Origin of the sequence: Pseudomonas benzenivorans (assembly GCF_033547155.1) — a bacterium.
GTDB lineage: Bacteria > Pseudomonadota > Gammaproteobacteria > Pseudomonadales > Pseudomonadaceae > Aquipseudomonas > Aquipseudomonas benzenivorans_B.
In genome coordinates this window covers 771,300-797,610 of record NZ_CP137892.1, presented here as the reverse complement: position 1 = coordinate 797,610, position 26,311 = coordinate 771,300, and the positions used below count along the sequence as shown (strand labels likewise).

General features: G+C 65.3%; 27 protein-coding genes. 10 read left to right on the top strand and 17 right to left on the bottom strand.

Features of this window, described 5'->3' with window-relative positions; translation table 11 throughout:
• Window positions 1-21: 21 nt before the first annotated feature.
• The 3 genes from SBP02_RS03690 to SBP02_RS03680 are packed head-to-tail and all read right to left on the bottom strand — an operon-like array spanning window position 22 to window position 2,649.
• The gene (locus SBP02_RS03690) at window positions 22-891 is read right to left on the bottom strand and encodes a ChaN family lipoprotein (protein WP_318645063.1); all 870 of its coding nucleotides are present in this window, start codon (window positions 889-891) and stop codon (window positions 22-24) included.
• Between the two features lie 10 nt (window positions 892-901).
• The gene (locus SBP02_RS03685) at window positions 902-1,669 is read right to left on the bottom strand and encodes a heme ABC transporter ATP-binding protein (RefSeq protein ID WP_318645062.1); all 768 of its coding nucleotides are present in this window, start codon (window positions 1,667-1,669) and stop codon (window positions 902-904) included.
• On the bottom strand, window positions 1,669-2,649 hold the full coding sequence (locus SBP02_RS03680; RefSeq protein ID WP_318646291.1) for a FecCD family ABC transporter permease: 981 nt from the start codon (window positions 2,647-2,649) through the stop codon (window positions 1,669-1,671). The genes SBP02_RS03685 and SBP02_RS03680 overlap by 1 nt, the downstream gene beginning before the upstream one ends.
• A gap of 196 nt (window positions 2,650-2,845) precedes the next feature.
• On the opposite strand from SBP02_RS03680, the gene SBP02_RS03675 reads away from it, so the two are divergent.
• On the top strand, window positions 2,846-3,163 hold the full coding sequence (locus SBP02_RS03675; RefSeq protein ID WP_318645061.1) for a Rieske (2Fe-2S) protein: 318 nt from the start codon (window positions 2,846-2,848) through the stop codon (window positions 3,161-3,163).
• Between the two features lie 4 nt (window positions 3,164-3,167).
• Here SBP02_RS03675 and sfsA read toward each other — a convergent pair whose 3' ends face one another.
• Complete coding sequence (gene sfsA, locus SBP02_RS03670) at window positions 3,168-3,875, bottom strand: DNA/RNA nuclease SfsA (RefSeq protein WP_318645060.1); 708 nt, start codon at window positions 3,873-3,875, stop codon at window positions 3,168-3,170.
• Window positions 3,865-5,046, bottom strand: a complete 1,182-nt coding sequence (locus SBP02_RS03665) for a pyridoxal phosphate-dependent aminotransferase (RefSeq protein ID WP_318645059.1) — start codon at window positions 5,044-5,046, stop codon at window positions 3,865-3,867. Before SBP02_RS03665 ends, sfsA begins: the two co-directional genes overlap by 11 nt.
• Window positions 5,047-5,247: 201 nt before the next feature.
• On the opposite strand from SBP02_RS03665, the gene dksA reads away from it, so the two are divergent.
• Window positions 5,248-5,691 (top strand): RNA polymerase-binding protein DksA, encoded by a 444-nt coding sequence (dksA, locus tag SBP02_RS03660; RefSeq protein ID WP_255839902.1) that lies wholly within the window; start codon window positions 5,248-5,250, stop codon window positions 5,689-5,691.
• A 99-nt stretch (window positions 5,692-5,790) separates the two neighbouring features.
• Window positions 5,791-6,678, top strand: coding sequence for a tRNA glutamyl-Q(34) synthetase GluQRS (gene gluQRS / locus SBP02_RS03655; RefSeq protein ID WP_318645058.1), 888 nt, complete (start codon window positions 5,791-5,793; stop codon window positions 6,676-6,678).
• Window positions 6,679-6,685: 7 nt separating this feature from the next.
• Here gluQRS and gcvA read toward each other — a convergent pair whose 3' ends face one another.
• From gcvA to SBP02_RS03635, 4 genes are all read right to left on the bottom strand, one after another.
• Complete coding sequence (gene gcvA, locus SBP02_RS03650; RefSeq protein WP_318645057.1) at window positions 6,686-7,606, bottom strand: transcriptional regulator GcvA; 921 nt, start codon at window positions 7,604-7,606, stop codon at window positions 6,686-6,688.
• A 12-nt stretch (window positions 7,607-7,618) separates the two neighbouring features.
• Complete coding sequence (locus SBP02_RS03645) at window positions 7,619-8,404, bottom strand: IclR family transcriptional regulator (protein WP_318645056.1); 786 nt, start codon at window positions 8,402-8,404, stop codon at window positions 7,619-7,621.
• A 90-nt stretch (window positions 8,405-8,494) separates the two neighbouring features.
• Window positions 8,495-9,991: a CoA-acylating methylmalonate-semialdehyde dehydrogenase gene (locus SBP02_RS03640; RefSeq protein ID WP_318645055.1), complete on the bottom strand. Its 1,497-nt coding sequence runs from the start codon at window positions 9,989-9,991 to the stop codon at window positions 8,495-8,497.
• A gap of 68 nt (window positions 9,992-10,059) precedes the next feature.
• Complete coding sequence (locus tag SBP02_RS03635; RefSeq protein WP_318645054.1) at window positions 10,060-11,217, bottom strand: iron-containing alcohol dehydrogenase; 1,158 nt, start codon at window positions 11,215-11,217, stop codon at window positions 10,060-10,062.
• 798 nt (window positions 11,218-12,015) lie between these two features.
• On the opposite strand from SBP02_RS03635, the gene SBP02_RS03630 reads away from it, so the two are divergent.
• From SBP02_RS03630 to SBP02_RS03620, 3 genes are all read left to right on the top strand, one after another.
• Window positions 12,016-14,529 carry a CoA transferase gene (locus SBP02_RS03630; protein ID WP_318645053.1) on the top strand — a complete coding sequence of 838 codons (2,514 nt, stop codon included), beginning with the start codon at window positions 12,016-12,018 and terminating at the stop codon, window positions 14,527-14,529.
• Window positions 14,530-14,642: 113 nt separating this feature from the next.
• Window positions 14,643-15,944 (top strand): MFS transporter, encoded by a 1,302-nt coding sequence (locus tag SBP02_RS03625; RefSeq protein ID WP_318645052.1) that lies wholly within the window; start codon window positions 14,643-14,645, stop codon window positions 15,942-15,944.
• A 75-nt stretch (window positions 15,945-16,019) separates the two neighbouring features.
• On the top strand, window positions 16,020-16,550 hold the full coding sequence (locus SBP02_RS03620) for a hypothetical protein (RefSeq protein WP_318645051.1): 531 nt from the start codon (window positions 16,020-16,022) through the stop codon (window positions 16,548-16,550).
• 84 nt (window positions 16,551-16,634) lie between these two features.
• Here SBP02_RS03620 and SBP02_RS03615 read toward each other — a convergent pair whose 3' ends face one another.
• The 7 genes from SBP02_RS03615 to SBP02_RS03585 form a co-directional block, all read right to left on the bottom strand.
• Window positions 16,635-17,552 (bottom strand): DUF2931 family protein, encoded by a 918-nt coding sequence (locus tag SBP02_RS03615; protein WP_318645050.1) that lies wholly within the window; start codon window positions 17,550-17,552, stop codon window positions 16,635-16,637.
• 12 nt (window positions 17,553-17,564) lie between these two features.
• Entirely contained in the window at window positions 17,565-18,203 is a 639-nt protein-coding gene (locus SBP02_RS03610; protein WP_318645049.1) for a DUF2931 family protein, read from the bottom strand.
• Between the two features lie 12 nt (window positions 18,204-18,215).
• Complete coding sequence (locus SBP02_RS03605; protein WP_318645048.1) at window positions 18,216-18,851, bottom strand: DUF2931 family protein; 636 nt, start codon at window positions 18,849-18,851, stop codon at window positions 18,216-18,218.
• Between the two features lie 12 nt (window positions 18,852-18,863).
• Entirely contained in the window at window positions 18,864-19,787 is a 924-nt protein-coding gene (locus tag SBP02_RS03600; protein ID WP_318645047.1) for a DUF2931 family protein, read from the bottom strand.
• The gene (locus SBP02_RS03595; protein WP_318645046.1) at window positions 19,784-21,697 is read right to left on the bottom strand and encodes a phospholipase effector Tle1 domain-containing protein; all 1,914 of its coding nucleotides are present in this window, start codon (window positions 21,695-21,697) and stop codon (window positions 19,784-19,786) included. The genes SBP02_RS03600 and SBP02_RS03595 overlap by 4 nt, the downstream gene beginning before the upstream one ends.
• Before the next feature lie 202 nt (window positions 21,698-21,899).
• The gene (locus tag SBP02_RS03590; protein ID WP_318645045.1) at window positions 21,900-22,196 is read right to left on the bottom strand and encodes a LasR-specific antiactivator QslA; all 297 of its coding nucleotides are present in this window, start codon (window positions 22,194-22,196) and stop codon (window positions 21,900-21,902) included.
• Window positions 22,193-22,465, bottom strand: a complete 273-nt coding sequence (locus SBP02_RS03585; protein WP_318645044.1) for a hypothetical protein — start codon at window positions 22,463-22,465, stop codon at window positions 22,193-22,195. Before SBP02_RS03585 ends, SBP02_RS03590 begins: the two co-directional genes overlap by 4 nt.
• Before the next feature lie 696 nt (window positions 22,466-23,161).
• Here SBP02_RS03585 and SBP02_RS03580 point away from each other — a divergent pair.
• From SBP02_RS03580 to SBP02_RS03565, 4 genes are all read left to right on the top strand, one after another.
• Window positions 23,162-23,623 (top strand): GNAT family N-acetyltransferase, encoded by a 462-nt coding sequence (locus SBP02_RS03580; RefSeq protein WP_318645043.1) that lies wholly within the window; start codon window positions 23,162-23,164, stop codon window positions 23,621-23,623.
• Between the two features lie 164 nt (window positions 23,624-23,787).
• Window positions 23,788-24,333 (top strand): GrpB family protein, encoded by a 546-nt coding sequence (locus tag SBP02_RS03575; RefSeq protein ID WP_318645042.1) that lies wholly within the window; start codon window positions 23,788-23,790, stop codon window positions 24,331-24,333.
• An 85-nt stretch (window positions 24,334-24,418) separates the two neighbouring features.
• The gene (locus SBP02_RS03570) at window positions 24,419-24,784 is read left to right on the top strand and encodes a cupin domain-containing protein (protein ID WP_318645041.1); all 366 of its coding nucleotides are present in this window, start codon (window positions 24,419-24,421) and stop codon (window positions 24,782-24,784) included.
• 8 nt (window positions 24,785-24,792) lie between these two features.
• Window positions 24,793-25,131, top strand: coding sequence for a TfoX/Sxy family protein (locus tag SBP02_RS03565; protein WP_318645040.1), 339 nt, complete (start codon window positions 24,793-24,795; stop codon window positions 25,129-25,131).
• A gap of 9 nt (window positions 25,132-25,140) precedes the next feature.
• Here SBP02_RS03565 and SBP02_RS03560 read toward each other — a convergent pair whose 3' ends face one another.
• A complete protein-coding gene (locus SBP02_RS03560; RefSeq protein ID WP_318645039.1) occupies window positions 25,141-26,310 on the bottom strand; it encodes an iron-containing alcohol dehydrogenase in 1,170 nt (389 codons plus the stop codon).
• Window position 26,311: the final 1 nt, after the last annotated feature.

The following is a 26,311-nucleotide window of genomic DNA, read 5'->3' as shown; positions in this document are numbered from 1 at the left end:
CCCCGCCGCATTCGCCGTCGCTCAGCCGCCGATGCGCGCGCAGTGATCCTGTTCCGGCACGGCCGGGGTGTACCAGACGAAGTCCGCCTGCGCGGCCGTGACCGCCGCCCCCACCTCGGCCAGCTGCAGCACCCGGGTGCCGGCCCCGGCGCCCAGGTCGGCCAGGTGCAGCGGCACGCCCAGGTCGCGGCGCACATGGTAGGCCCCGGCCAGCAGCAGGCTCGGTGCCGGCGCCGCCAGCAGCGCCTCGGCCATGCGCCGGTCGCGCTGCTGCTGCACGGCGAGCATGGCCGGCAGCTGGCTGTCCGGCAGCTTGCCGCAGTGGGCCTGGCGGAGCTGCGTCAGCAGCCGCTCGCGCACCGCCGGCGCGGTCGCCGCACCGGCGGGCAAGGCCGGTGGCTGGCGATAGACGGCCAGCAGCTCGTCACGGCTCAGGTTGGCCGCGCGCAGCGGGACGCCCTCGGTCAGGGCATGGCGCAGGATGGGACCGTACAGCGCCCAGTCCCAACCGGGCTGCCAGGCCAGTGCCGCCGGCAGGTCGGCGGGCAGGCGCGCGGCGGTCTGGACGGCATCCACCCGCGCCTGCTGCGCGGCGTCGAGCATCTCCAGCAGCAGCGCCCCCGGCTCCCGGCGCGCCGCCAGGGCCTCGAGCAGCCACAGCTGCAGGGCGTGGTGATCGGGGTTGTCGTGGCGCTCGCCGACCAGCAACCGCTCGGCGTCGGCCAGGCGTTCCACCAGTTCCTCGGGCGAGAGGCGTTCGCCGCTGCGCAGGTCGCGGATGACGCCGAGGTCGGCATGACCGCGACCTGCGGGGCTCTGCCAGGCCGGCATCGGCGGCAGCGCCTGGCAGGCGCTCAGCAGCATCAGCAGAAGGGGCAGGAGCAGGCGCATGGCGGCTTCCTCAACGGGCGACTATCAGCGGATGACCGCGTTCGGGATGAACCTGCACCAGCACCTCCAGGCCGAACACCGCCTGCAGCGGCTCGGCGCGCAGCACCTGCTGCGGCGTGCCCAGGGCATGGGGGCGGCCGCGCTCGAGCAGCAGCAGGCAGTCGCAGTAGCGCGCGGCCAGGTTGAGGTCATGCAGTATCACCAGCACCGCGGCGCCCTGCTCGGCGAAGGTGCGCACGGCCTGCAGGGTGGTGTGCTGGTGCAGCGGGTCGAGCATCGAGGTCGGCTCGTCCAGCAACAGCACCTGGCCCTCGCCCCCCGGCCACAGCTGCGCCAGCACCCGCGCCAGGTGCACGCGCTGGCGCTCGCCGCCGGACAGTTCCAGGTAGCTGCGCCCGCCCAGGTGCGCGGCATCGGCCGCCTGCAACGCCGCCTCGACTATCTCGCCGTCGCGCAGACGGCCGCTGGCGTGGGGCAAGCGCCCCATGGCCACCACCTGCTCGACGCGAAAGGCGAAATTCAGGGTCGAGCTCTGCGGCAGCACCGCCAGGCGCCGCGCCCGCTCCGGGCCGGACCAGGCGCCGAGGGGACGCTCGTCCAGCAGCACCTGGCCCTGGGCCGGCGGCAACTCGCCGCACAGCGCACCGAGCAGGGTGCTCTTGCCGGCGCCGTTGGGGCCGAGCACGCCGAGCACCTCGCCCGGCTGCAGCCGCAGGTCGATATCCGCCAGCACGCTACGGCCGCCACGCCGCACCGCCAGGCTCTGCGCACACAGCATCAGGGCCGTCCCCGCAACAGCAGGTAGAGGAAGAAGGGCGCCCCGATCAGCGCGGTGACGATGCCGATCGGCAACTCCGCCGGGGCCAGGGCCAGGCGCGCGGCCAGGTCGGCGAACAACAACAGGCTGGCACCGGCCAGGGCCGACGCCGGTAGCAGCAGGCGGTGATCCGGCCCGACCAGCAGGCGCATCAGGTGGGGCACCACCAGGCCGATGAAGCCGATCATGCCGGCGGCCGCCACCGCCGCGCCGACGCCCAGGGCGGTGCACAGCACCAGCTCGCGCTTGATCCGCTCCACGGCGAAGCCCAGGTGGCGCGCCTCCGACTCGCCTAGCAGCAGGGCATTGAGCGCCCTGGCCCGCCGCGGCAGCCACAGCGCCACGCCGCAGGTCACCAGCAGCAAGGGCCACAGCCGCGCGTAGCTGGCGCCGTTGAGGCTGCCCAGGTTCCAGAAGGTCAGGCTGCGCAGGGTGGTGTCGTCGGCCAGGTAGGTGAACAGGCCGATCGCCGCACCGGCCAGGGCGGTCAGCGCGATGCCGGCCAGGAGCATGGTCGCCACGCTGGTCTGGCCGTCGCGCCGGCCGAGGCGGTAGACCAGCGCCGTCACTCCCAGGCCGCCGGCGAAGGCGCACAGCGACAGCAGATAAGGCGCCAGGGCCGCGGGCAGACCGCCCAGGGCAGCGCCACCGACTATGGCCAGGGCCGCCCCCAGCGCCGCGCCGCTGGAGACCCCGACCAGCCCCGGGTCGGCCAGCGGATTGCGGAACAGCCCCTGCATCGCCACGCCGCACAGCGCCAGCACCGCGCCGACCGTCAGGCCCAGCAAGGTGCGCGGCAGGCGGATCTGCCCGAGGATCAGCTCGGCCTGCCCCAGTTCGGCGCCGCCCAACGGCAGGCCGAGCAGGCGCAGCGCCGCCTGCAGGGTGTCCGCCAGCGGCAGGCTGACCGGCCCCAAGGCCAGCGACAGCCACAGGGCCATCGTCAGCAACAGGCCCAGGGCGGTGAACAGTGAGCGCGGCTGGATGACGGGATGCATGGGGTAGGCTGGCTTCGCGCGGCTGGGTTGGCTGGCAGGATAAAAGGCCGCGACCCGGGCCGCCAGCCCGGTCAACGGCCGGTTCCCCTTGGCAGCGCCCGACAGAGGGGGATAATGCCCGCCTGCCATGGAGAGACCGATGATGCGTTTATGTGCCCCCGACGAGCTGGCCGAAGGCCACAGCCGGGGCTTTGTGATTACCGAGCAGAAGCTGCTGGCCGTGCGCAAGGGCGGCCGGGTGTACCTCTACCGCAACCGCTGCCCGCATCGCGGCATTCCCCTGGAATGGCTGCCGGACCAGTTCCTCGATGCCAGCGCCAGCCTGATCCAGTGCGCCACCCACGGCGCGCTGTTTCTCATCGACTCGGGCGAATGCGTGGCCGGTCCCTGTGCCGGGCAGGCGCTGGAGGCGCTGCCCTGCGAGGAAAACGCCGAGGGTATCTGGGTCGAGCTGTAGCCCGTTACGGCCGCACCTCGAGCCGGCGCACCAGGCGCACCTCCTCCGGGTCGATCTGCGCGCCATAGGCCAGCACCTCGACGCCCGCGGCCCGCGCCTCGCGCAGGGCCGCGGCATAGGCCGGGTCGATCTCCTCGGCCGGACGCACCGCCTCGATACCACTCAGGTTGACACAGTACAGCTGCACCGCCCGCACGCCCTCGCGGGCCAGCGCGGCCAACTCGCGCAGGTGCTTGGCGCCGCGCTCGGTACGGGCATCGGGAAAGGCCGCCACCGGGTTGTCGGCGAAGCCCAGGGTCACGCTCTTGACCTCGACGAAGGCCGGCCCCTCCGGGTAGTCCAGGCGAAAATCGATGCGGCTGCGCTCCTGGCCATAGGGCACCTCGCGCTTCAGCCCGGTGAAGCCGGCCAGTTCGGCGATCAGTCCGGCACGCAGGGCCTCCTCCACCAGGGCGTTGGCCCGTCCGGTATTGATCAGCGCCAGGCGCCCGTGGGGGGTCTCGCCGATCTCCCAGGTGCCCGGCAGCTTGCGCCTGGGGTCGTCGGAGCGGCTGAACCAGACCCGCGCGCCCTCGCTCATGCAGTTGAGCATCGAACCGGTGTTGGGACAGTGGATGCACAGCCGCTCGCCGCCTGCCGTCTCGATGTCGGCGAGGAAGCGCTTGTAGCGGCGCAGCAGGCGCCCCGGCTGCAGCGGCGGCTCAAAGCGCATCGGGGCGCCAGGTCTTGAGGCCGCGGGCCAGGCGCTCGACCGCCTGCTCCAGGCACGGCAGGTCCTGGGTGTAGGCGAAGCGCACATGCTGGCCGGCCAGGTGGCGGCCGAAGTCCAGGCCCGGGGTGAACGCCAGGTGCTCGGTCTCCAGGAAGTGCTGGCAGAAGGCGAAGGCGTCGCCGCCGAAGGCGCCGATGTCGGCATATAGATAGAAGGCGCCCTCCGGCTCCACGGCGATCCGGAAGCCCAGCTCGCGCAGGGCCGGCAGCAGGAAGTCGCGGCGCCGCTGGAACTCGTGACGGCGCTGCTCGCAGATCGCCAGGGTCTGCGGCTCGAAGCAGGCCAGGGCGGCGTGCTGGGCCATGCTCGGCGCGCTGATGTAGAGGTTCTGCGCCAGCTTCTCCAGCTCCGGCACCGCCGCCGGCGGCGCCACCAGCCAGCCCAGGCGCCAGCCGGTCATGCCGAAGTACTTGGAGAAGCTGTTGAGCACGAAGGCCTCGTCGTCCACCTCCAGCACGCTGGTCGCGTCCACCCCGTAGGTCAGGCCGTGATAGATCTCGTCGACCACCAGATGGCCGCCGCGCCCCTTCAGCGTGCGGGACAGCGCCGTCAGTTCGTCGCGGTGCAACAGGGTGCCGGTGGGGTTGGCCGGCGAGGCGATCAGGGCGCCGACGCTGTCGCCATCCCAGTGCCGCTCGACCAGCTCGGGGGTCAGCTGATAGCGCACCTCCGGGCCCACCGGCACCAGCTGCGCGGCGCCCTCGATCAGCCGCAGGAAGTGGCGGTTGCAGGGGTAGCCCGGGTCGGCCAGCAGCCAGTGCTTGCCGGGATCGACCAGCAGGCTGCTGGCCAGCAGCAGGGCGCCGGAGCCCCCCGGGGTAATCAAGATTCGCTCAGGGTCTATGCTCAACCGATAGCGTTGCGCGTAGAAGCCGGCGATGGCCTCGCGCAGGGCCGGAATGCCACGCGCCGCGGTGTAGCGGGTATGCCCGGCGGCCAAGGCGGCCTGGCCGGCGGCGACTATGGGCGCGGCAGTGGTGAAGTCCGGTTCGCCGATCTCCAGATGGATCACGTCATGACCGGCGGCCTGCAACTGGTTGGCGCGGGCCAGCAGGGCCATGACATGGAAGGGTTCGATGGCGCGGCTGCGCGCACTGTAGGACTGGGCCATGGACCTGCCTGAATAAAGGTTGGACCGCGGATTCTAACCAAGGGCTCGGCGAAACGGCAGTAACCTAGACAACCGGGAGTGGCGCGGCTTCAATCGATCTGGTAAGTTCGCCCGCTTGCAGCCGCAGGGCCGATTGCACAATCGGCACAAAGGGACACCACTCCTGCGCAGTGGAATAGAAAGAGTGAGAGGCGGTCATCCATGCCCACCAAAGCAAAAGCAAAGAGCAGCCAACTGATTCGTGGCTTCGAACCCTACCAAGAGAGCAAGGGCGAGGAGTACATGAGTGAGCCGATGCGCGCCCACTTTACCGGCATCCTCAACAAGTGGAAGCTGGAACTGATGCAGGAAGTCGACCGCACCGTGCACCACATGCAGGACGAGGCGGCCAACTTCCCCGATCCGGCCGACCGCGCCAGCCAGGAAGAAGAGTTCAGCCTGGAACTGCGCGCCCGCGACCGCGAGCGCAAGCTGATCAAGAAGATCGACGAGACGCTGGAGCTGATCGAAGAGAACGAATACGGCTGGTGCGACTCCTGCGGCGTCGAGATCGGCATCCGTCGCCTGGAAGCCCGCCCCACCGCCACCCTGTGCATCGACTGCAAGACCCTGGCGGAAATCAAGGAAAAACAGATCGGTTCCTGAACCGACCACGGGGCGCGCAAGCGCCCCGCGTTGTTTCTGGGCGACAGCGGCCGCCCTAGCCCGCCGCCCCCGTTCGCGCATCGCCAGCCCATCGCCCGCATGAACGCTCCCGCCTATATCGGTCGTTTCGCCCCCACCCCCAGCGGTTACCTGCACTTCGGCTCCCTGGTCGCGGCCCTGGCCTCCTACCTGGATGCGCGCGCCGTCGGCGGTCGCTGGCTGCTGCGCATGGAAGACCTCGACCCGCCGCGGGAGGTGCCCGGCGCCCAGGATGCGATTCTCAGAACCCTGGAAAGCTACGGCCTGCACTGGGACGGCGTGCTGGTACGCCAGAGCGCACGACATGCCGAGTACCAGGCGCTGATCGAGCGCCTGCTGGACAGCGGCCTGGCCTACGCCTGCACCTGTTCGCGCAAGCAGCTGGAGGGCTATCACGGGGTCTACCCGGGGTTCTGCCGCGACGCCGGCCACGGCCCGCGGGATGCGGCGATCCGCCTGCGGGTGCCGCAGCTGAGCTATGGCTTCGACGACCGCGTACAGGGCGAATATCGCCAGCACCTGGGCCGCGAAGTGGGCGACTTCGTCATCCGCCGCCGCGACGGCCTGTACGCCTACCAGCTGGCGGTGGTGCTCGACGATGCCTGGCAGGGCGTGACCGACGTGGTGCGCGGCGCCGACCTGCTCGATTCCACCCCCCGCCAGCTGTACCTGCAGGAGCTGCTCGGCGCCCCCCAGCCGCGCTACCTGCACGTGCCGCTGATTATCCAGCCGGACGGCCACAAACTGGGCAAGTCCTACCGCTCGCCGCCGCTGCCCGCCGACCGGGCCGCGCCCCTGCTGCTACGCGCCCTGCACGCCCTGGGACAAGAGGTGCCCGAAGCGCTCGCCGAGGCGCGCCCGCCGCACCTGCTGGAATGGGCGGCCCGGCACTGGGACGCCGGGCGCATTCCCCGCAGCCGCACCCTGGCCGAGGCGCAGCTGCGCTGAGCCCGCCCTATTCCTGCGGCGGCGTTGCTCCGGGGCCGTCGCGCTCAAGGGCGGCCTCCTCCTCCAGCCAGGACCAGAACGCCTCGGCCTGGGGCGACAGGTATTGATGGGCCGGACAGGCCAGGTAGAAGGCCTCCGAGGTGGCGATGCGCTGCTCGAACGGCGCCACCAGGCGCCCGCTGGCGATCATCCCGGCCACCAGGGAGGTGCGCCCCAGGGCCAGGCCGTGGCCGAGGGTGGCCATCTCCAGGGCGGTGATCAGGGTGTCGAACTGCATGCCCTGGGATGCATCGACCTGGTGGAAGCCGGTCTGGCTGAGCCAGTAGCCCCAGCCCTCCTCGTAGCCGATCACATGCAGCAGGCTGTAGGCGTCCAACTCCGCCGGCGAGGTAGGCGGCGGCGCGCCGTCGAGCAGGCGCGGGCTGCACACCGGGAACAGCTCGTCCCAGGTCAGCCGGCTGGACTTGTAGCCCGGCCACACGCCCTGGCCGTAGCGGATCTCCATGTCCGCCTCCTTGCCCTGCTCGTCCAGCCAGATGTTGCTGGCGAAACGCAGGCCGACATCCGGGTGGCGCGCACGGAAGCGCGCCAGGCGCGGCGCCAGCCAGGTGGTGAAGAACACCAGGTTGACCCGCAGGGTGAGCAGGCGCTTGCGGCCCTGACCGAACAGCTCGTCGGTGGCGGCGGCCAGGCGCTCGACGGCCTCGTGCACCACCGGCATATAGGCCTGGCCGGCCTCGGTCAGCTCCAGCCCGCGCGGCAGGCGCTTGAACAGGCTGACGCCCAGCTGCGACTCCAGCCCCTTGACCTGCTGGCTGATGGCCGCCTGGGTCAGGTTCAGCTCGGCGGCGGCCTGGGTGAAGTTGAGATGACGGGCGGACGCCTCGAAGGCGCGCAGCCAGTTCAGTGGGGGTAGCCTTTTCTTCATCGCAAGCGCTCGCTATCGGTCCCTGACGACCTCCGTGTCGCTGATCAGCCGGCCCAGCTCCCCGGCCGCCTCGCGTAGCAGCGGAGTATATGCCAGCAGTTCCGCCAGGCTCTTGCGTATCAGCGGCGCATGGGCGAACAGACAGGCGAATAAGCGACCATCGCGACCGCGGATCGGCACCGCGCAGGCCGCCAGGCCATCGACGAACTCCTCGTCGTCGGTACCCAGCTGCGCCTCGCGGATCTTCAGCAGGGCCGCCTCCAGTTCGACGGCGTCGGTCAGGGTGTTGCGCGCATAACGCTGCAGCGGCAGGTTGTGGAGAATGCGCCGGCGCCGCTCCCTGGGCAGCGAGCTGAGGTACAGCTTGCCGCTGGCGGTGCACCAGATCGGCGTATGGCTGCCGACCGACAGCTGCAACTGCAGGGGCCGCTCGCTCTGCACCCGGTCGTAGTAGATCATCTCGGTGCCATTGGGGATGGCGATGCCGCAGGTCTCGCCGATCTGCGCGGTGAGACGCTTGAGGATGGCCTGGCGCGGCGCCTTGAAGCGGCCGCTGTAGAGCACGCCCAGGGCGATGTCGAGCATGCGCTCGCCCGGCACCAGCTGGCCACGCATGTTGAGCTGCAGGTAGCCCTCGCCCTCCAGCTGGCCGAGCAGACGGTGGATACTCGGCTTGGGGATGTCCAGCTGGTAGGCCAGGTCGGCCGGCGACATCGGCCGTTCGGCCTTGGCGACCGCTTCGATGATCTCCAGCACCCGACCGATCGAGGAGCCCTTCTCTCGGGTTGTGCTACTCACTCTGGCATCCCCCGTATGACGGACACAGCGCCGAACGCCACAGGCCACGCCCTGGCATGGGCGTGGCCTGTGGCCCGAGCGGGCAGACGCCTACTTCAGGGTCGGCATGGAGAAGGAGACCCCCTCGCGCACCCCGGCCGACGGCCAGCGCTGGGTGATGGTCTTGCGCTTGGTGTAGAAGCGCACGGCGTCCGGGCCGTAGGCATGCAGGTCACCGAACAGCGAGCGCTTCCAGCCGCCGAAGCTGTGGTAGGCCACCGGCACCGGCAGCGGCACGTTGATGCCGACCATGCCGACCTTGATGTTGTCGGAGAAATAGCGCGCCGCCTCGCCGTCACGGGTGAAGATGCAGGTGCCGTTGCCGTACTCGTGGGCATCGATCAGGTCCATCGCCTCCTGCATGCTGTCGACACGTACCACCTGCAGCACCGGGCCGAAGATCTCTTCCTGGTAGCTGAGCATCTCCGGGTGCACCTTGTCGATCAGCGTGCCACCGACGAAGAAGCCGTTCTCGTGACCTTCGACCTGCGGATTGCGGCCGTCGACCACCACGGTGGCGCCCTGCTCCTCGGCGCTATTGATGTAGCCGACCACCTTCTGCTGATGGGCCTTGGTGATCACCGGGCCGAAGTCGTTGCGCTTGTCCGAGTAGGCGCCGACCTTCAGCGACTGCATGGCCGCCTGCATCTTCTCGACCAGCGCATCGGCGGCCGCATCGCCCACCGCCACGGCCACCGACAGCGCCATGCAGCGCTCGCCGGAGGAGCCGAAGGCCGCGCCGAGCAGCTGGTTGACGGCGTTGTCCATGTCCGCGTCGGGCATCACGATGGCGTGGTTCTTCGCCCCGCCCAGGGCCTGGCAGCGCTTGCCGTTGGCGTTGGCGGTCTTGTAGATGTACTCGGCGATCGGCGTCGAGCCGACGAAGCTGACGGCCTGGATGCGTTCGTCGCTGAGCAGCACGTCGACCGCTTCCTTGTCGCCGTTGACCACGTTCATCACGCCATCCGGCAAGCCGGCTTCCTGCAGCAGCTGGGCGATGAACAGGGTGGAGCTGGGGTCGCGCTCGGACGGCTTGAGGATGAAGCAGTTGCCGCAGACGATGGCCATGGGGAACATCCACAGCGGCACCATCGCCGGGAAGTTGAACGGGGTGATGCCGGCGACCACGCCCAGGGGCTGGAACTCGCTCCAGGAGTCGATGTTCGGGCCGACGTTCTTGCTGTGCTCGCCCTTGAGCAGCTCGGGGGCGCCGCAGGCGTACTCGACGTTCTCGATGCCGCGCTGCAGCTCGCCGAGGGCGTCGTGGGAAATCTTGCCGTGCTCCTCGCCGATCATCTGGGCGATGCGTTCGGCGTTCTGCTCGAGCAGCTCCTTGAAGCGGAACATCACCCGCGCGCGCTTGATCGGCGGGGTATTGCGCCATTCCGGGAAGGCCGCCTCGGCGGCGGCGATGGCCTGCTCGACGGTGGCCCTGGATGCCAGGGCCACCTGCTTGCTGACCTCGCCGGTGGAGGGGTTGTACACGTCCTGCAGGCGCGCGGCGTCGCTGATGAGTTGGCCGTTGATCAGGTGTCCTACTGTGTTCATCGCAACTGTTCCTCGATAAGGGGTTGAGGCGGCTGGCTCGCCACCGCTAATGGCTGATAGACGTGGGCTTACCAGAGCTGCTTGTAGAGCTCGATGATCTCTTCGGCGCTCGGCACGCGCGGGTTGTTGTTCGGCGAGCCGGAGGCCAGGGCCTGCTCGGCCATGACCTGCAGCTGGTCGAAGAAGTGCTGGCGATCGATGCCGAACTGCGCAGGCGTGGGCACCTGCAGCTCGTCGTTGAGGGCGCGCAGCTCGGCGAGCAGCTTGTCGTTGGCCACATCAATGCTGTCCTGGGCACTGGCCACGCCCATGGCGCGGGCGCAGTCGGCGTAACGCGCGGCGGCGGTCGGGATGGAGTACTCGGTGACGGTCGGCAGCAGCATGGCGTTGGACAGGCCGTGGGGCACATGGAAGTGCGCGCCGATCGGCCGGCTCATGCCGTGCACCAGCGCCACCGAGGCGTTGGAGAAGGCCACCCCGGCCAGGGTCGAGCCGAGCATCATCGCCTCGCGGGCGGCCTTGTCCGCGCCGTCGTGGTAGGCGCGACGCAGGTTCGGCGCGATCAGGCGCATGGCCTCCAGGGCCTGGCTGTCGCTGTACAGGCTGGCCTTCTTGCTGACATAGGCCTCCATGGCGTGGGTCAGGGCGTCGATGCCGGTGTCGGCGGTGATGCGCGCCGGCAAGCTGAGGGTCAGGCTGAAGTCGATCAGCGCCGCCACCGGCATGAAGCCGATGCCCACGCAGAGCATTTTCTCGTCGGTCTTCTCGTCGGCGATGATGGTCACCCGGGTGACTTCCGAACCGGTGCCGGCGGTGGTGGGCACCGCGATGATCGGCAGGCCGGACTCGACGACGATGCGCGGGAACCTGTAGTCGCGCATCTCGCCGCCGTGCTTGGCGAGGATGGCGATGGCCTTGGCGCTGTCGATCGGGCTGCCGCCGCCGAGGGCGATGATGCAGTCGTAGTCGCCGTTGCGCGCCTTCGCCACGCCGGCCTGGATCGAGGCCACGGTCGGCTCCGGCACCGTCTCGTCGAACACTTCGGCCTGGATGTCGTGGGCCGCCAGGCGCTGCTGGATAGCGGCGGCGTAGCCCAGCTTGACCATCATCTTGTCGGTGATGATCAACGGCCGCTTGCAGCCCAGATTGGCCATGACGACCGGAATATCCTGACTGGCGTTCTCGCCGATCTGCAGGATGCGAGGAAGTATCACTTGAGTGGACATGGCGACTCCGCTATTGGCGAATGACCGGGCGCAGGAGTAAGCCTGCGCACTCCCAGACGCTGTTATTGATTTAAATATTGCGCATTATCCAAGTGTGCGGCGTTATTCGTGACAGCACTGCACGGCACAACTAACCAGCACTTCTCCACGCTATAAACGGCGACACCTTAGCGCGTGACAATTGGACGGAAGTTATTGTTTATCCGGGCAACGTTTGCCGCTGCCTCGCCCTCGTCTCAACTTCACCGATTCGACTTGCGCCCAACTTGCAGCGACCGCCGATATCGAGACGAAATCTATTGTTATGAAGAAGAAAAACCATGAAAAGCAAAAAAAAAGCGGCCTATGACGCGCTTTTACTTATGGCTCCATTAGCCAAAACCCGCCACGACCGACACCGGCAATCGAGGCCATGCCGCTGCAGCAAGCGCGCACATAGGGGGTCGCCCAGACACTTGTGCACCCATAAATAAAACCCCGCCTTAGGTCCATTTTTTATTGCTGGTTGCGGCAATTCTTCATTCCTACTATCCGCCTCACCGATGAAGGCCATGCGCCTGTCGACTGCCCTGATAAATCGCGTTCGCTTAGGTTCTGTACGAAAGTCGTCGAGCGAAGGTCAGGCGAGGCAAAAACGGTGAGGAAGCGGAATTTACGAGCGGTAAATGAGCATTCCGAACCGGTTTTTAACGAAGCATCACCGAGCGCAGGCACTTGTCGTACAGAACCTATTAAACAACCCACCCACTTGACTGTTCGCACCAGCAGGCTGGATCGTTCCTCGAGGGATAAATAGCCATGAATAACAACAATCAATTGCCTTTGACCGGTGTTCGCGTCGTCGACTTCGGCCAGCAGATCGCCGGCCCCGCCGTGGCCATGACCCTGGCCGACCTGGGCGCCAGCGTGGTGCATATCGATCCGCCCGAGGGCCCGCAGTGGGACCACCCGGCCAACGCCGTGCTCAACCGCAACAAGAGCTGCCTGCGCCTGAACCTCAAGTCGCAGGAGGGCCTGGCCCAGGCCCTGGCCCTGATCGACCAGGCCGACATCGTCATCGAGAGCTTCCGCCCCGGCGTCATGCAGCGCCTGGGCATCGACTTCGCCCAACTGCGCGAGGCCCGCCCCGAGCTGATCTGCCTGTCGCTGCCGGGCTTCGCCAGCAACGACACGCTGCGCCGCGAATGGAAGGCCACCGAGGCCGTGGTCGCCGCCACCGCCGGCGCCTTCACCGACATGGGCTTCAACCGCGTGCTGCTGGGCCTGAACCCGAGCTTCTCGCCGCTGCCGCTGGGATCGGCCTACGCCACCACCCTGGCCGCCGCTTCCGTGGCCCTGGCCCTGCAGGCCCGCGAGCGTACCGGCCGTGGCGACGCCATCGAGGTGCCGGTGATCTCCGCGCTGATGGAAGGCCTGTCGTACAACTCCTACGTCATCGAGGGCCTGCCCGAGCGCTACAAGACCATGCGCGAGCTGGAAATCGAGTACCGCAAGGCCAACAACATCCCGATGGACCTGAGCTACGACGACCTGCAGGAATACCTGGACCCCTTCTACCGCACCTACAAGTGCGCGGACGGGCGCATGTTCTATTGCGTCTGCCCCTCGCACCGCAACCACGCCAAGCGCGCCCTGACCGTGCTGGGCATCTACGACGAGCTGGTGGCCGAGGGCCTGCCGGAGGTCAACGACCTGCATGCGCCGATCAGCGAGTGGGACGGCGAGACCTCCATCGGCGTCTACCCGCTGCCGAAGAAGTGGGCCGACCATATCTCCGCCAAGATGAAGCAGGCCTTCCTAACCAAGACCTCCGAAGAGTGGGGCAAGATCTTCGGCGAGGGCCAGATTCCCGGCGCGCCGCACCGCACCACCCAGGAGTGGGTCAACCACGAGCACACCAACGCCGCCGGCCTGATCGTCGAGGTCGACGACCCCGAGTACGGCCTGATGAAGCAGCCCGGCCCCTTCGCCTGGTTGGAAGAAAGCGCGGAGCAGATGGTCAGCCCGCGCCCACGCAAGAACGTCAGCTTCGAGCAGGCCCTGGCCGAACTCAGTGCCGTGGCCGCCGCCGAGGTCGTCACCCGTCCGATCGGCGCCGCGATCAAGCCGGCGTCCAAGGCCGGCTGGCTCGACGGCCTGCGCATCCTCGACCTGACCAACGTGATCGCCGGACCGCACTCCACCGCCTTCCTCGCCCGCTTCGGCGCCGAGGTGATCAAGCTCGACCCGGTCAAACCGCTGTACGACCCGCTGATCGGCACCCTGTTCAGCTTCCAGACCAGCATGGGCAAGCGCAGCGCCCTGGTCGACATCATGAGCGCCGAAGGCCGCGAGGTGTTCAACCGCCTGGTGCGCTCGGTGGACATGGTGGTGATCAACGCCCCCGAGCGTCAGCTCGCTCCCCTGGGCCTGGATAACGACAGCCTGCAGGCGGTCAACCCGGGCGTGCTGTTCTGCCGCCTCGACTGCCTCGGCGGCCCGCTGCCGGGACCGAAGACCAACTACATCGGCTACGACGACATCATCCAGGCCCACAGCGGCATCATGAGCCGCTTCGGCGGCCCGGACACGCCGGAGGAGCACGCCCACCTCGGCACCCTGGACGTCAACTGCGGCTTCGCCGCCGGCCTGGGCATGGCGGTGTCGATCTACCACAAGCTCAAGACCGGCCAGGCGACCCGCGCACGCACCTCGCTGTCGGCCATCACCAACCTGGCGCAGCTGTCGTTCGCCTTCGACTACGCCGGCCGCGCGCCCTTCGACGAGCCGTCCGGCCGCGAGGTGCTGGGCCACCACGCCCTGTCGCACTTCTACCAGACCGCCGACGGCTGGCTGTACCTCGACTCCAAGCCCGCCGAACTAGCGAAGCTGGAGCGCATCGAGGGCCTGGCCGGCATCGCCGCCGCAACCGACGTCGGCGCCTTCCTCGAGCAGGCGCTGCAGGCCGCACCGGCCGCCTACTGGGCCGAGCAGCTGCAGGCCGCCGACATCGCCGCGGCGGTGCCGCTGTCCATCGAGTCGCTGCGTGAACAGTACAGCCGCGACGGCGATGGTCGCGTGGGCATCGACCGGGGCAGCTTCGCCTTCTCGATCCACCGCGACCACCCGAGCGGCCACTGCCTGACGCAGATCGACCACCTGGCGATCCGCCCGAGCGAGGCCGGCATCAAGGCGGTGAGCCTGCCGGAGCGCTGGGGCCACTCGACCCGCGAGGTGCTGGCCGATGCCGGCTACAGCTCGAGCGAGATCGAGTCGATGCTCGCGCGCAACATCGCCAGCCTGGGCTGGGCCAAGGAGTTCCTGCCCAGCTAAGCTCGGCCTCAAGCGGGCGGAACAGCCGTCCCGTCCGCCACCACCCGGCTCTGCCGCGCACCTGCGCGGCAGAGCCGTTTTGCCTGATGCGCCTGGCATCGTTGGGGGGATTCATGCTGCAGCAGACTGTCCGTTCCGTTTGGCCGCTGTTCTTCGGCCTGGGCATCATCGGCCTGTGCATCGGCGCCCAGGGCTCGCTGCTGGGCATTCGCGCCGAACTGGAGGGCTTCGACACCCGCGCCACCGGCCTGCTGATGTCCTGCTACTACGTCGGCTTCCTGCTCGGCTCGCTGCGCGCGCCGGCGATCATCCAGCGGGTCGGCCATGTGCGCGCCTTCGCCGCGCTGACCGCCCTGGCCTCCATGACCATCCTGGTCCACTCGGTGCTCGTCGACCCCTGGGTGTGGGGGCTGATGCGCCTGCTCACCGGCTTTTCGGTGTCGGCCATCTACGTGGTGGCCGAGAGCTGGCTGAACCAGGCCGCCGACAACCGCACCCGCGGCCAGCTGCTGTCGCTGTACATGATCACCATGCTCGCCGGGCTGTCCGCCGGCCAGTTCCTGCTCAACCTGTCCGACCCGGCCGGCTTCGAGCTGTTCACCCTGATCTCCATCCTGATCAGCCTGGCGGCCATCCCCATCCTGATCACCGCCACGCCGATGCCGGCCTTCGAGAGTGCCCGCCCGGTGAGCATCGCCACCCTGTACCGCCTGGCACCCACCGGCCTGGTCGGCTCCTTCCTGATCAACGCCTGCTACGCCATGGTCCTGGGCATGGGCTCGGTGTACGCCAGCCGCCTGGGCATGCGGGTCGAACAGATCGCGCTGTTCATGGCCCTGCTGGTGCTCGGCGGCATGCTGCTGCAATGGCCCCTGGGCCGACTGTCGGACAGCCGCGACCGGCGCACGGTGATCGCCGCGGCGGCCGTCGCCGCCCTGCTGTGCGCCCTGGTCAGCGCCCAGGTCGGCTTCACCAGCAATCACAGTCATCTGCTGCTGGCGCTGCTGTTCGGCGGCACCTGCTTCCCCCTGCTGGCCCTGTACCTGGCGCTGACCAACGACCAGCTGGAGGCCGACCAGGCCACCGGCGCCAGCAGCACCCTGTTGCTGGTAGGCGGGGTGGGCGCCAGCATCGGCCCCTTCCTGATCTCCCTGACCATGGACCGCTGGGGCCCGGCCAGCTTCTTCTGGAGCCTGGCGGTGATGGCCGGGCTAATGGCCGCCCATGCCCTGTACAAGCGCATCACCGATCCCTTCCCGGCCACCAGCGAGAGCGCCAACCCCTTCCAGATGCAGGCGCCCTTCCCGGTGGGCTCGGTGCTGATGGAGTCGATGCCGGGGGAAGACAGCGCAGGCGAAACACCCATCGAGGACGGTTCCGACACGGCCCGCGACGAGGCGCCGCCCCTCGCCTGAGTGCGCACCCCGGCGGGCGCGGGGGCGGCGATTTCGGCTATCCTTGCCGCCCCTTTTGTCGCCAGGAAAGTCGCCATGCAAGCCCAACTCGAAGAACTGATCGGCAAGATAAGCTCGGGCTGCATGCAGGCCACCGACATCGCCCGCATCGCCGCCGAGGCCGCCCAGGCCTACGCCGACCCACAGGCCTTCCTCGCCGCCAACCCGGACATCAACTACGACGACGACTTCCCCATCCCCCTCGGCGAGTGGGTGGTGGTCGGCAGCCTGCCGGACACCGTGCTGTTCCAGGCCGACACTTACGAGCAGCTGTTCCAGCAGATCACCGAATCCTTCGGCGCCAACGTCAACTTCGTGCTCAAGCCCAAGCAGCTGGCCAAGACCGAGCCGCTCAAGGCGCTCAACCGCATCCAGGTGCAGCTCTCCAGCCTGTCGCCGGAAACCCAGGGCTACGTGCTGGTGGACTTCAGCGAACCGCTGGACGACGAGCTGCAGGCCGTGCTGGTGTACAGCAGCGACCTGCCGCGGGTGCTGGAGCTGGCGGTGGAGGTGGGTATCTATGCGGCGCCGGCCTACGAGGCCATGAAGGCGGCCCAGGCCGAGTAACGGCGCCGCGCGCAACAGCTCGCCACCCTTCGGCCCGTAGCCTGGATTGGCCCAGATGTAACCCAGGCTACGAAACGGCAGCACTTACCACGAGCCATAGGGGATGCCGTGCTGCTCGATATAGGCCTTGGCAGCGGGTTTCAATGGGCGATGGCGCCCCTCTGATAGCCCCTGATAGGGTCCCTTGGGCTCGATCTTAGCCTGGATACGGGAAATCTCTATTGGTGGCAGGCAGGCCCCCATCACCCAGGCTTTGGCAATCCCGCCAGGCGCTAGGCCGATGACAATGGCTAGTCGATAGTCCGAAGTGCGGCCACTTGCCCCACACTTTGCAGGCTCTTGACGAAGCATGATGGCACGGGTGTCAGCTGGGATCGTTAGCGTCGCGCGATACGTTTGCGGCTCAGCCAAGGACTGCCAGCGGATGAAAATACTTTCGGGCAGATCCAAACCACTCAGATAGTGACCAGCTCCCCAGCCGAATCGCTTGGACCAACCCGCAGGCTTGCCGGAGCCGTTTTCGGGCTGACGGATGGATACCGTCCCCTGTACGGCGCCGATGGAGGTGATGCCACGAACATCCGTGACGTCGGCGGTCTCCAGCCAGACATCCATGTAATCAGGCGCGAAGAAGCCCAGGCGCCAAGCTTTATACGGCAGCCGCGGCTGACGCAGGTAGCACGCCTTGTAATCCCCCATGTCCCGGATCAGGCAGTGCTCGCCGACGGCCAGCGGCACATCCTTGAACAACTCGGCCACATCCGAATGCCCGTCGGAAGCCAGGGTTACGGTGTTCTCGGTGCGCTGCCAGCGGCCTTTGATGTGCCCGTCCAGATTGCCAAAGGCATAGGTCGCCTCGAAGCTGCCGTCAGCCCTGAGCAATAACGTGGAGCCAGTTTCCCGGACGCCCTGCAGAACGTAGCGGCCAACCAGATCAGTGGCCGGCTTGGCGCTTGCCAGCAGAGGGAAAAGGGCAAACAGGATCAGCAAGAAATGCTTCATGCCCTGCCCCCTTCACCAGGACCCATAGGGGATGCCGTGCTTCTCGATATAGGCCTTGGCAGCGGGCTCGAGCGACAAGGCGTATTCCCCATCGCTTTGCCCTTGATCGGGCCCCATCGGCTCGATCTCAGCCTGGACACGCAGGATTTCCGTCCCTTTGAAGCAGGGTCCGCTGACCCAGAGCTTGGCAATCCCACCAGGGGCCAAGCCGATGGTTACGGCATTGCGGTAATCGGTCGCCCAACCGGTAATAGGGCAATTCACTTTTTCCGGTTTCCGCATCAACTCACGAGCTGACTCAGGGACCTCCAGGGTGACGCGATAGGTTTGCGGCTCTGTAAGCGACTGCCAACGAACAAAGATACGCTCAGGCACCTCCAAACGATTGAGGTGGACCCCAGCCCCTGCTCCGACATATTCAGGCCACCCCGCAGGGGCGCCGGAGCCATCTTCCGGCTGATGGATTGAAACCGTACCTTGCATGGCTTCGGTATAGGTATTGCCCCTGATATCGGTGACATCCACAGTTTCCAGCCAGACATCCATATAGTCCGGTGCGAAAAAGCTCAGGTACCAAGCTTTGAACGGCTTGGGCGGTTCGGACGAACCGCCAAAAACGGTCAGAGGGGCGACGAGTGCTAAAACAAGCATCACCCTGCCCACTTACCACGACCCATAGGGGATGCCGTGCTTCTCGATATAGGCCTTGGCAGCGGGTTTCAATGGGCGATGCCGCCCCTCTGATAGCCCCTGATAGGGTCCCTTGGGCTCGATCTCAGCCTGAGCACGCAGGATTTCCGTACCTTTGAAACAGGGCCCGCTGACCCAGAGCTTGGCAATCCCACCAGGGGCCAGGCCGATGGTTACGGCATTGCGGTAATCGGTCTCCCAACCGGTTATCGGGCAATTCACTTTTTCCGGTTTCCGCATCAACTCACGGGCTGACTCCGGTATTTCCAGCGTAGCGCGATAGGTTTGCGGCTCTGTAAGCGACTGCCAACGAACAAAGATACGCTCAGGCAACTCCAAACGATTGAGGTGGACCCCAGCCCCTGCTCCGACATATTCAGGCCACCCCGCAGGGGCACCGGAGCCATCTTCCGGCTGATGGATTGAAACCGTTCCTTGCATGGCTTCGGCATAGGTATTGCCCCTGATATCGGTGACATCCACAGTTTCCAGCCAGACATCCATATAGTCCGGTGCGAAAAAACTCAGGTACCACGCTTTGAACGGCTTGGGCGGTTCGGACGAACTGCCAAAAGCGGTCAGAGGGGCGACGAGTGCTAAAACAAGCATCACCCTGCCCACTTACCACGACCCATAGGGGATGCCGTGCTGCTCGATATAGGCCTTGGCAGCGGGCTCCAGCGGCAAGGCATATTGCCCATCGCTTTGCCCTTGATCGGGGCCCATCGGCTCGACCTCGGCCTGGACACGCAGGATTTCCGTACCTTTGAAGCAGGGACCACTGACCCAGAGCTTGGCAATCCCACCAGGAGCCAGGCCGATCACGACTGCATCCCGATAAGCAGACTGCCACCCACCCATAGGGCAATCGATCCGTTCCTCCCGGAGCATCAACTCACGAGCTGACTCCGGAACTTCCAGGGTGGCGCGATAGGTTTGAGGTTCGGTCAAAGACTGCCAACGGATGAAGATGCGCTCAGGTAAGTCAAGACGTTCAAGTGCCATACCTTTGCCGCGAACATAGGGCCCAGGCCACCCTCTAGCATTGCCCTTTCCGTTCTCCGGCTGACTAACGGCAACCGTGCCCCTGACGGCAGTCGTAAAGGTGATGCCACGAACATCCGTGACGTCGGCCGTTTCCAGCCAGACATCCATATAGTCGGGAGCCATAAAACCCAAGTACCACCCTCCAGAGAAAGGCAGCCGCGGCTGACGCATATAGCACGCTTTGTAGTCCCCCATGTCCCGAATCAGGCAGTGCTCGCCAACGGCCAGCGGCACATCCTTGAACAACTCGGCCACATCCGAATGCCCGTCGGAAGCCAGGGTTACGGTGTCATCGGTACGCTGCCAACGGCCTTTGATATGCCCGTCCAGGTTGCCGAAGGCATAGGTCGCCTCGAAGCTGCCGTCTGACTTGAGCAGTAACGTGGAGCCGGTTTCCCGAACGCCCTGCAGAACGTAGCGGCCGACCAGATCGGTGGCCGATTTGGCGTTTACGAACAACGGAAAAAGAGTGAGGAAGATAAATAGAAAACGCTTCATAGCAGGTTTACCGGGTCTGGCTTGTTCGGGTGGACGGTGCGTTGACCGTCCCTCGTCGGACGGTTTACGAAGTGCACGGTCAATGCACCGCTTTCGCCAAGGTGGACATTCCAATGGGCCGCCTGGTGCAGGAAGTGGGCATAAAGCAGATCCTGCTCCTCGTACGCAAGGTTCAACGGCGCCTTGCCTTGGGCATAGGCCATCAACTTGTCGGCAATGGGGACCAGTTCGGCAGGCAGCCTCAGCTCACGGGTATTGGGCATAGGCCGAAACGGTGCCCCGGCCTCCTGAGCCAGGGCATGCATGATGCGCAGAGGAATGCGCCCATACTCGCCACGCACACGGCGATCCAGTTTGACCTGGGCATAGATCACCTTGCGGCGTATGGGGTTGTCAGTAGAGCGTACTTGCCGCCAGTCGATATACAGCTTGCCATTCGGGCGCACGGGATCGATCAGGCCGCGTTGCTGCCACGACTCCAAGGCGCGGCTGGCCTGCTTCCAGGCCTGGCTCTCCTCGTTGGGTAGACGGTTATCCACCTCGTCATGGAAGGGTCGGGTGAGGAACAGCTTCTCCTCGGCCTCCAGCGGGTAGTTGCCACCGATATCGCCATGGGCACCCGGCAGAACGATCTCGGCAAAATTCGGCTGCGTGCTGTTGAGCGAGTAGTTGTAACGGTATTCATCGCCTGCCACCAAATGAATCACGCGTTTAGCGCTATCCGGTGCCAGGTGCAGTTTCAGGTCGCCGTTCTGATCGTCGTTCACGTCCCAACCATCGCTCAGGTCACCAATCGCCGCCACGGTGTCGAACAGCCCGATCAAGTTGACCTGCACATCCTGACCGAAGCGCCAGGCAAAGTTCTCGCTTAAAGGAGCTTTACCTTGGCGCAGCGCGCGGGCCAAGAGCGAAGACGCTTCTCTGCGCAAATCGTTGACGAAATGGCGAGCGGCGGCAGCTCCTCGACTAAAACCAAAAACGTCGATTTCTAATCTTTCCACCATCAAATCAGGATTGTTGGCTTTCATTATGGCCAGCTTAGAAAGCGCTCCCTGCGTACTTTTTTCTATCTTCTCAAGTACGCCGGTCTCTCCAGTGCCAAGCGCCATGTCGGGGAAAGATTTATCGGCCTTGCCTGACTCGGTGCCAACACCTTCTATATAAACGGGCATACAGGCTGTAACAGCGTCGCTTGCAATCGATACGGAAGAGTCATCCCGATAAATATCGTACAACCTCACAATATTCGTCCCTTGCCGCCCATAACTGCTCATCGGGTCCATCTGATGGGGCGGGCAGTATTCGAGCAGGGCACGCTCATCGGCCGCGTCGTAGCCGAATTGATTGGCGCGGCATTGCTGGCCCCGCGCCACGTTGTCGGCGTTGTCGCCGGTGCCGTCGAAGAAGAAGCCCACGCGCAGGATGATGCCCTGCTGTACGTCCTCCTCCAGTTCTTCCTCTTCGTCCTCTTCCTCCAGCCCCAACGGCGCCGCATCGCCGGGCTCTTCCTGCCAATTACGCGCCAGGGTGTCGGCGGCCGGTTGCGGCGAGGCCGGTGTGCTGGGGGCCAAGGCCTGGGCGGCAGAGGCCGCGATGGCCAAAGGCTCGGGCGCGCTGAACGCGGCGGGGGCATGGCTGTTGCCGATGATCACGCTACCAGAGCCCCCAATCACCACATTGCCATGGCTGCCGATGGTGCCGAGCGTGGTGGCCGGCATGTTGTTGATCAGCACATTAGGTATCACATTGCCGACCAGGGCACTGCCGCAAGCGGTGGGGTCGTTTTGGCGGGCGGCGGGCAGGCCGTCGAATTGAACATCCGGCGAGCCGGCGGTAATGGGGTTGGTGCCATGCCCGGGAATGGGGCAGGCGGTGGGGTCGGTGACACGGGCGGCGGGTTTGCCAGACATGACCAATCTCCTTATCGGTTACGGCAGGGCCGAGACCTTGCCGCAAAAGCAGCACCCGTCGCAATCGACAAACCCCCGAACTATGCGGCGATCCGCAGCTGCGGCACGGGCTGCGCAAGTATATGCACAGGAATTCAGACGGCCTCGCCGTAGACAGCCCAACCATTTGGCCGGCACCGCCACGGCGAGGCCGCCCGCCCCGTCAGAGCTTCAGGCAGGCCTTCAAGGCTTGGTGGTTGCCGCCATACGGCGAGCACAAGCGCTGATGCACCCGGCTGAGAAACCCGATTTCGAAGGCGCGCCGCTGCAACCCTGGGGGCAAGGCATCACGCTCGATAATCAGGTTGGCCCACAACCAGCCGGTGTCGTCTGTCGTTAGCCAGGCTTGCGCACTGGCCACACCCTTGTCGAACGCCTGCAGGCAATCCTGTGGCCACTTGATGATCGCGCCGCGATGGCCATCGTACGTTGGCAAGTAACTGGTGCAGGGCCTCTTCATCGCTCGCCCTCCTCGGCCGCTTGCGCCAGCGAGCTGCGATACAGCACCACCACATCGTTCAGCAACTCGCGGGCGCCCTGGCAAAGCTCATGCAAGTCCCTTGCTGCGCAGGCCGTAGCCCCCGAGCTCGCCAGTTTGTTGAACAACTTGTGCAGCATCGCCACACGCAATTCGGCAGCCAGCTGGAAATGGCAGACAGAGGCAGCCGGCAAACCAAGCGGCTCGACAGGTTTCGGGAAGGGAATGACAGCGAGTTTGTTGCTAGCCATGGCGCACCTCCAGAACGGAGGCCGATGACAGGGGAAACCGCCCAAGGTGGAGCCCTTGGGTAAAAGGTGGATAGCGCATTTTCCTTATGCTCCTCGAACCATTTAAGGAGCCGCCAACCTCTCGTTTCGACTCGGTTGGGTGGCGGACCGTACGGGGGTCGAAATACCGGCGTCCGAGGGAACCGGCCAGGCCGAAGCCTGCCCCGCACGGCCCGCCATAACTGCGCGAGAAAACAGCAGGCACAAAAAAGCGCCTGCTCTCGGCTATGGCGCTACCGCGCCTTCGTGAAGATCGGGTTCCTACACCCGGTCACGGGATTGACCGTGACCGGCGCACTCTAGCCCGGCACCAAGTGCAGGGCAAGCCCGATGAAAGGAAGCTGTTTGCCACAACAACTTGTGGCGACGCGCCGCATTCGGGTAGCTTCAACCCACGCAATGAAGCACCCCGCAGGCAGGACGCCCGTTATCTTCCCCCTGCTCGCATAGGCCGTTTTCAACGGAACCATCCGCCGATGCGAATACTTGCCCTGTGCTGCCGATAAGCCCTGGTGCACAACACCCCCAAAGGCCCCTGCCGCAAGCTGGACACCTCAAGATTGAGAGGTTGCACTGGCAACGGCAGGGAATGTTATCCACCAAATGGCGCACTTAATCGCACCACTGGATGTTCAATTTTAGGTAGAGGTACTGCTGTTGGCCATATCTATTCGAGAAGCACGCCCGGAAGACGCGGTGGAAATCAGCGCCCTCATAATTTCTGCCATTAAAGAGACTAACGCCAAAGACTATCCCGCCTCTCTTATTGAGAAATTACCAGATAATTCCTCCCCCGAGCAAATAGCAAGCCGCATGCTGACCCGAGAAACTTTCGTTTCCGTGAAAGACGGAGAGATCACCGGAACTGCAAGCTTAGACAAAAATACCATTCGATCTATTTTCGTAATGCCAAGACATCAGGGCTTCGGTATTGGCCTAGCCCTAATGAAGCACATAGAAGAGCTGACTTCAAAATATGAAATAAAAGAACTGACTGTACCTTCATCAATTACTGCCGAAGGGTTTTATCAGAGGCTAGGATACGCGAAGGTGCGCGAAGAGCATGAAGGCATTGAGAAAATTATCATAATGAGAAAAATTACTTCTCCCTCTAAATAGCGTATATGGACTCTCCCCACAAACGGTGAGAAATAGCTTTTCCAACCCTATCGTCAGTGCGGTTGAATTCGTATATCTGGCCTGTAATTCATGCACAGGCCCCACTCCCGCGGGATGGGCTAACGCCCAACCCTTAATCCAAGTTTGGGACCACAGAAGAAGCCATGCGAGCCTCCACTGCAACTGAAGACGCCCCAATAGAAATTACCGCGTACGACCCTGCTTGGCCGCGAATTTTCGCAGAGGAGCAGGCGTTACTTGCCGAGGTTCTTAAACCGTGGCTTGTCGGCCCCATCGAGCACGTCGGCAGCACTTCAGTGCCTGGCTTGGTTGCCAAACCGATCATCGACATTGCTGCGCCGGCCAGGTCGCTGGCAGCGTCCCGCGGGGCTATTGAGGCACTGCGCCATTTGCGCTATCAGCACTACCCGTATAAACCCGAAGACATGCACTGGTTCTGCAAGCCTTCGCCTACATTTCGCACGCACCACCTTCATATCTTGGTTTATAACAGCCCGACGTGGCTTGATCGGCTGGCATTCCGAGATGCATTGCGCTCAAACCCTGAGCTCGCTGCACAGTATGCCGCCTTGAAACTACAACTTGCTGCTCAACATCGCACTGACCGCGAAGCGTACACAGCGGCCAAAGCCCCTTTCATACAGGCGGTACTCACTCACTGCCGGCGTGACCGGGGCAATGAGGTCTAACAAGCGGCGCAGTCTGCTCGCGGGGTTTACACAGGGCGGGCGAAAACCGCCCTTTAACTGAACGGTAATCTAGAGGAAGCACTCAATGGAATATGAGGCACTCAACTTCGAAAGCAAACTTGCGCTCTTCGACGAGCAATGGGCACCCAAAGTCATCGCCGAGATGAATGACTACCAGTTTAAGGTAGTTAAAATCAAAGGTGACTTTGTCTGGCATGACCACAAGGACACGGACGAGACCTTTATTGTGCTGGACGGGAAATTACGAATCGACTTTCGTGATGGGCATGTAACCCTATCGAAAGGCGAGATGTACGTCGTACCGAAAGGCAAGGAGCACAAACCTTTCGCCGAGGAAGAAGTAAAGATTCTACTTATTGAACCCCGAGGCGTACTGAATACCGGTCATGAAGGCGGTGATCGTACTGCCCAAAATGATATTTGGATTTAAATACCCCCATGGCATACGACGAAGGCCTGGCCGAAAGGCTGCGCGAAGCCCTGCAAGGCCAGGCGGATATCACCGAGCGAAAGATGTTCGGCGGCATGGCCTTTATGGTGCGCGGCCATATGTGCGTCGGGATTCTGGGGGATGTGTTGATGGCGCGGGTGGGGCCCGGTGCTTATGAGCAGGCACTCGCCCTGCCGCATGTGCGCGCGATGGACTTCACCGGCAAGCCCATGAGGGGCTATGTCTTCGTCGAACCGCCCGGCTTCGCAGAGGATGGGGACCTGGCGGCCTGGGTCCAGCGTTGCCATAGCTTCGTGCAATCCCTGCCGCCCAAGCCCCCGAAATAGCCGGCCGCCCTACAGCGCGCCGCTCAGGGCCTTCTCGAACAACGCGCTGTACCCCCGCGCGCTGAAGGCGACCGGGTTGGTGCCGGCCGAGGGGTCGGCCTCGGCCATCTGCCCGACCTGTTCGAGGCGCGTGTCATCTATACCGATATCGGCCAGGCAATGGGGGATGCCGACCTCGCTGCGCAGTTCCAGCACCCAGTCGAGTACGCCGTCGAACCCCGCCTTGCTCAGGCCCAGGTAGCGTGCCAGGCGGTACATCTGTGGGCCGATGCTGGCCTGGTTGGCCTGCAGCACGTAGGGCATCAGCACCGCGTTGAGCAGGCCGTGGTGGGCATCGTAGAGCGCGCCCAGGGGATGAGCCAGGGCATGCATGGCACCCAGGCCGCGCTGGAAGGCGGTGGCGCCCATGGTCGACGCCACCAGCATCTGCAGCCGCGCCTCGACATCCGCGCCATGGGCCACCGCCCGCGGCAGGTACTGCTGCACCAGGCGCATGCCCTCCAGGGCGATGCCCTCGGCCATGGGGTGAAACAGCGGCGAGCAGTAGGCCTCCAGGCAGTGGGACAGAGCGTCCATGCCGGTGGCGGCAGTGACCTTGGCCGGCAGGCCGATGGTCAGTTGCGGATCGAGGATGACCAGCGCCGGCAGCATGCGGGCGTGGAAGATGATGCGCTTGATATGCGCCGCCTCGTCGGTGATCACCGAGGCGCGACCGACCTCCGAGCCGGTGCCGGCGGTGGTCGGCACCGCCACCACCGGGGCCATGCCGGCGACCTTGACGCGGCTGGCGTTGTCGCCGATGTCCTCGAAGTCCCACAGGGGGCGGTCCTGGCCGACCATCAGGGCGATGGCCTTGCCGGCGTCCAGGGCCGAACCGCCGCCGAAGGCGATCACCCCGTCGTGGCCGCCGGCCTTGAAGGCCGCCACGCCGTCCATCACGTTCTGCCCGGTAGGGTTGCCCTTGATCGCCGAGAACAGCCCAGCCTTGAGGCCATCGTCGCGGCATTGCAGCAGGGCGTCATCGATGATCGACAGGGCCGCCAGGCCAGGGTCGGTGACCAGCAGCGGCGCGGCCATACCCAGCTCGCGGCAGGCGGCGGGCAGCTCGCGGATACGCCCGGCGCCGACGCGGATCGCGGTGGGGTAGTTCCAGTTCATGCGGTAGTGGTTCAGGTCCATG

What these genes read in the sequence shown, in the direction of transcription:
- SBP02_RS03690 (WP_318645063.1), bottom strand. Translation starts at nt 891, where the DNA reads ATGCGCCTGCTCCTGCCCCTTCTGCTGATGCTGCTGAGCGCCTGCCAG.
- SBP02_RS03685 (WP_318645062.1), bottom strand. Translation starts at nt 1,669, where the DNA reads ATGCTGTGTGCGCAGAGCCTGGCGGTGCGGCGTGGCGGCCGTAGCGTG.
- SBP02_RS03680 (WP_318646291.1), bottom strand. Translation starts at nt 2,649, where the DNA reads ATGGCCCTGTGGCTGTCGCTGGCCTTGGGGCCGGTCAGCCTGCCGCTG.
- SBP02_RS03675 (WP_318645061.1), top strand. Translation starts at nt 2,846, where the DNA reads ATGATGCGTTTATGTGCCCCCGACGAGCTGGCCGAAGGCCACAGCCGG.
- sfsA (WP_318645060.1), bottom strand. Translation starts at nt 3,875, where the DNA reads ATGCGCTTTGAGCCGCCGCTGCAGCCGGGGCGCCTGCTGCGCCGCTAC.
- SBP02_RS03665 (WP_318645059.1), bottom strand. Translation starts at nt 5,046, where the DNA reads ATGGCCCAGTCCTACAGTGCGCGCAGCCGCGCCATCGAACCCTTCCAT.
- dksA (WP_255839902.1), top strand. Translation starts at nt 5,248, where the DNA reads ATGCCCACCAAAGCAAAAGCAAAGAGCAGCCAACTGATTCGTGGCTTC.
- gluQRS (WP_318645058.1), top strand. Translation starts at nt 5,791, where the DNA reads ATGAACGCTCCCGCCTATATCGGTCGTTTCGCCCCCACCCCCAGCGGT.
- gcvA (WP_318645057.1), bottom strand. Translation starts at nt 7,606, where the DNA reads ATGAAGAAAAGGCTACCCCCACTGAACTGGCTGCGCGCCTTCGAGGCG.
- SBP02_RS03640 (WP_318645055.1), bottom strand. Translation starts at nt 9,991, where the DNA reads ATGAACACAGTAGGACACCTGATCAACGGCCAACTCATCAGCGACGCC.
- SBP02_RS03635 (WP_318645054.1), bottom strand. Translation starts at nt 11,217, where the DNA reads ATGTCCACTCAAGTGATACTTCCTCGCATCCTGCAGATCGGCGAGAAC.
- SBP02_RS03630 (WP_318645053.1), top strand. Translation starts at nt 12,016, where the DNA reads ATGAATAACAACAATCAATTGCCTTTGACCGGTGTTCGCGTCGTCGAC.
- SBP02_RS03625 (WP_318645052.1), top strand. Translation starts at nt 14,643, where the DNA reads ATGCTGCAGCAGACTGTCCGTTCCGTTTGGCCGCTGTTCTTCGGCCTG.
- SBP02_RS03620 (WP_318645051.1), top strand. Translation starts at nt 16,020, where the DNA reads ATGCAAGCCCAACTCGAAGAACTGATCGGCAAGATAAGCTCGGGCTGC.
- SBP02_RS03615 (WP_318645050.1), bottom strand. Translation starts at nt 17,552, where the DNA reads ATGAAGCATTTCTTGCTGATCCTGTTTGCCCTTTTCCCTCTGCTGGCA.
- SBP02_RS03610 (WP_318645049.1), bottom strand. Translation starts at nt 18,203, where the DNA reads ATGCTTGTTTTAGCACTCGTCGCCCCTCTGACCGTTTTTGGCGGTTCG.
- SBP02_RS03605 (WP_318645048.1), bottom strand. Translation starts at nt 18,851, where the DNA reads ATGCTTGTTTTAGCACTCGTCGCCCCTCTGACCGCTTTTGGCAGTTCG.
- SBP02_RS03600 (WP_318645047.1), bottom strand. Translation starts at nt 19,787, where the DNA reads ATGAAGCGTTTTCTATTTATCTTCCTCACTCTTTTTCCGTTGTTCGTA.
- SBP02_RS03595 (WP_318645046.1), bottom strand. Translation starts at nt 21,697, where the DNA reads ATGTCTGGCAAACCCGCCGCCCGTGTCACCGACCCCACCGCCTGCCCC.
- SBP02_RS03590 (WP_318645045.1), bottom strand. Translation starts at nt 22,196, where the DNA reads ATGAAGAGGCCCTGCACCAGTTACTTGCCAACGTACGATGGCCATCGC.
- SBP02_RS03585 (WP_318645044.1), bottom strand. Translation starts at nt 22,465, where the DNA reads ATGGCTAGCAACAAACTCGCTGTCATTCCCTTCCCGAAACCTGTCGAG.
- SBP02_RS03575 (WP_318645042.1), top strand. Translation starts at nt 23,788, where the DNA reads ATGCGAGCCTCCACTGCAACTGAAGACGCCCCAATAGAAATTACCGCG.
- SBP02_RS03570 (WP_318645041.1), top strand. Translation starts at nt 24,419, where the DNA reads ATGGAATATGAGGCACTCAACTTCGAAAGCAAACTTGCGCTCTTCGAC.
- SBP02_RS03565 (WP_318645040.1), top strand. Translation starts at nt 24,793, where the DNA reads ATGGCATACGACGAAGGCCTGGCCGAAAGGCTGCGCGAAGCCCTGCAA.
- SBP02_RS03560 (WP_318645039.1), bottom strand. Translation starts at nt 26,310, where the DNA reads ATGGACCTGAACCACTACCGCATGAACTGGAACTACCCCACCGCGATC.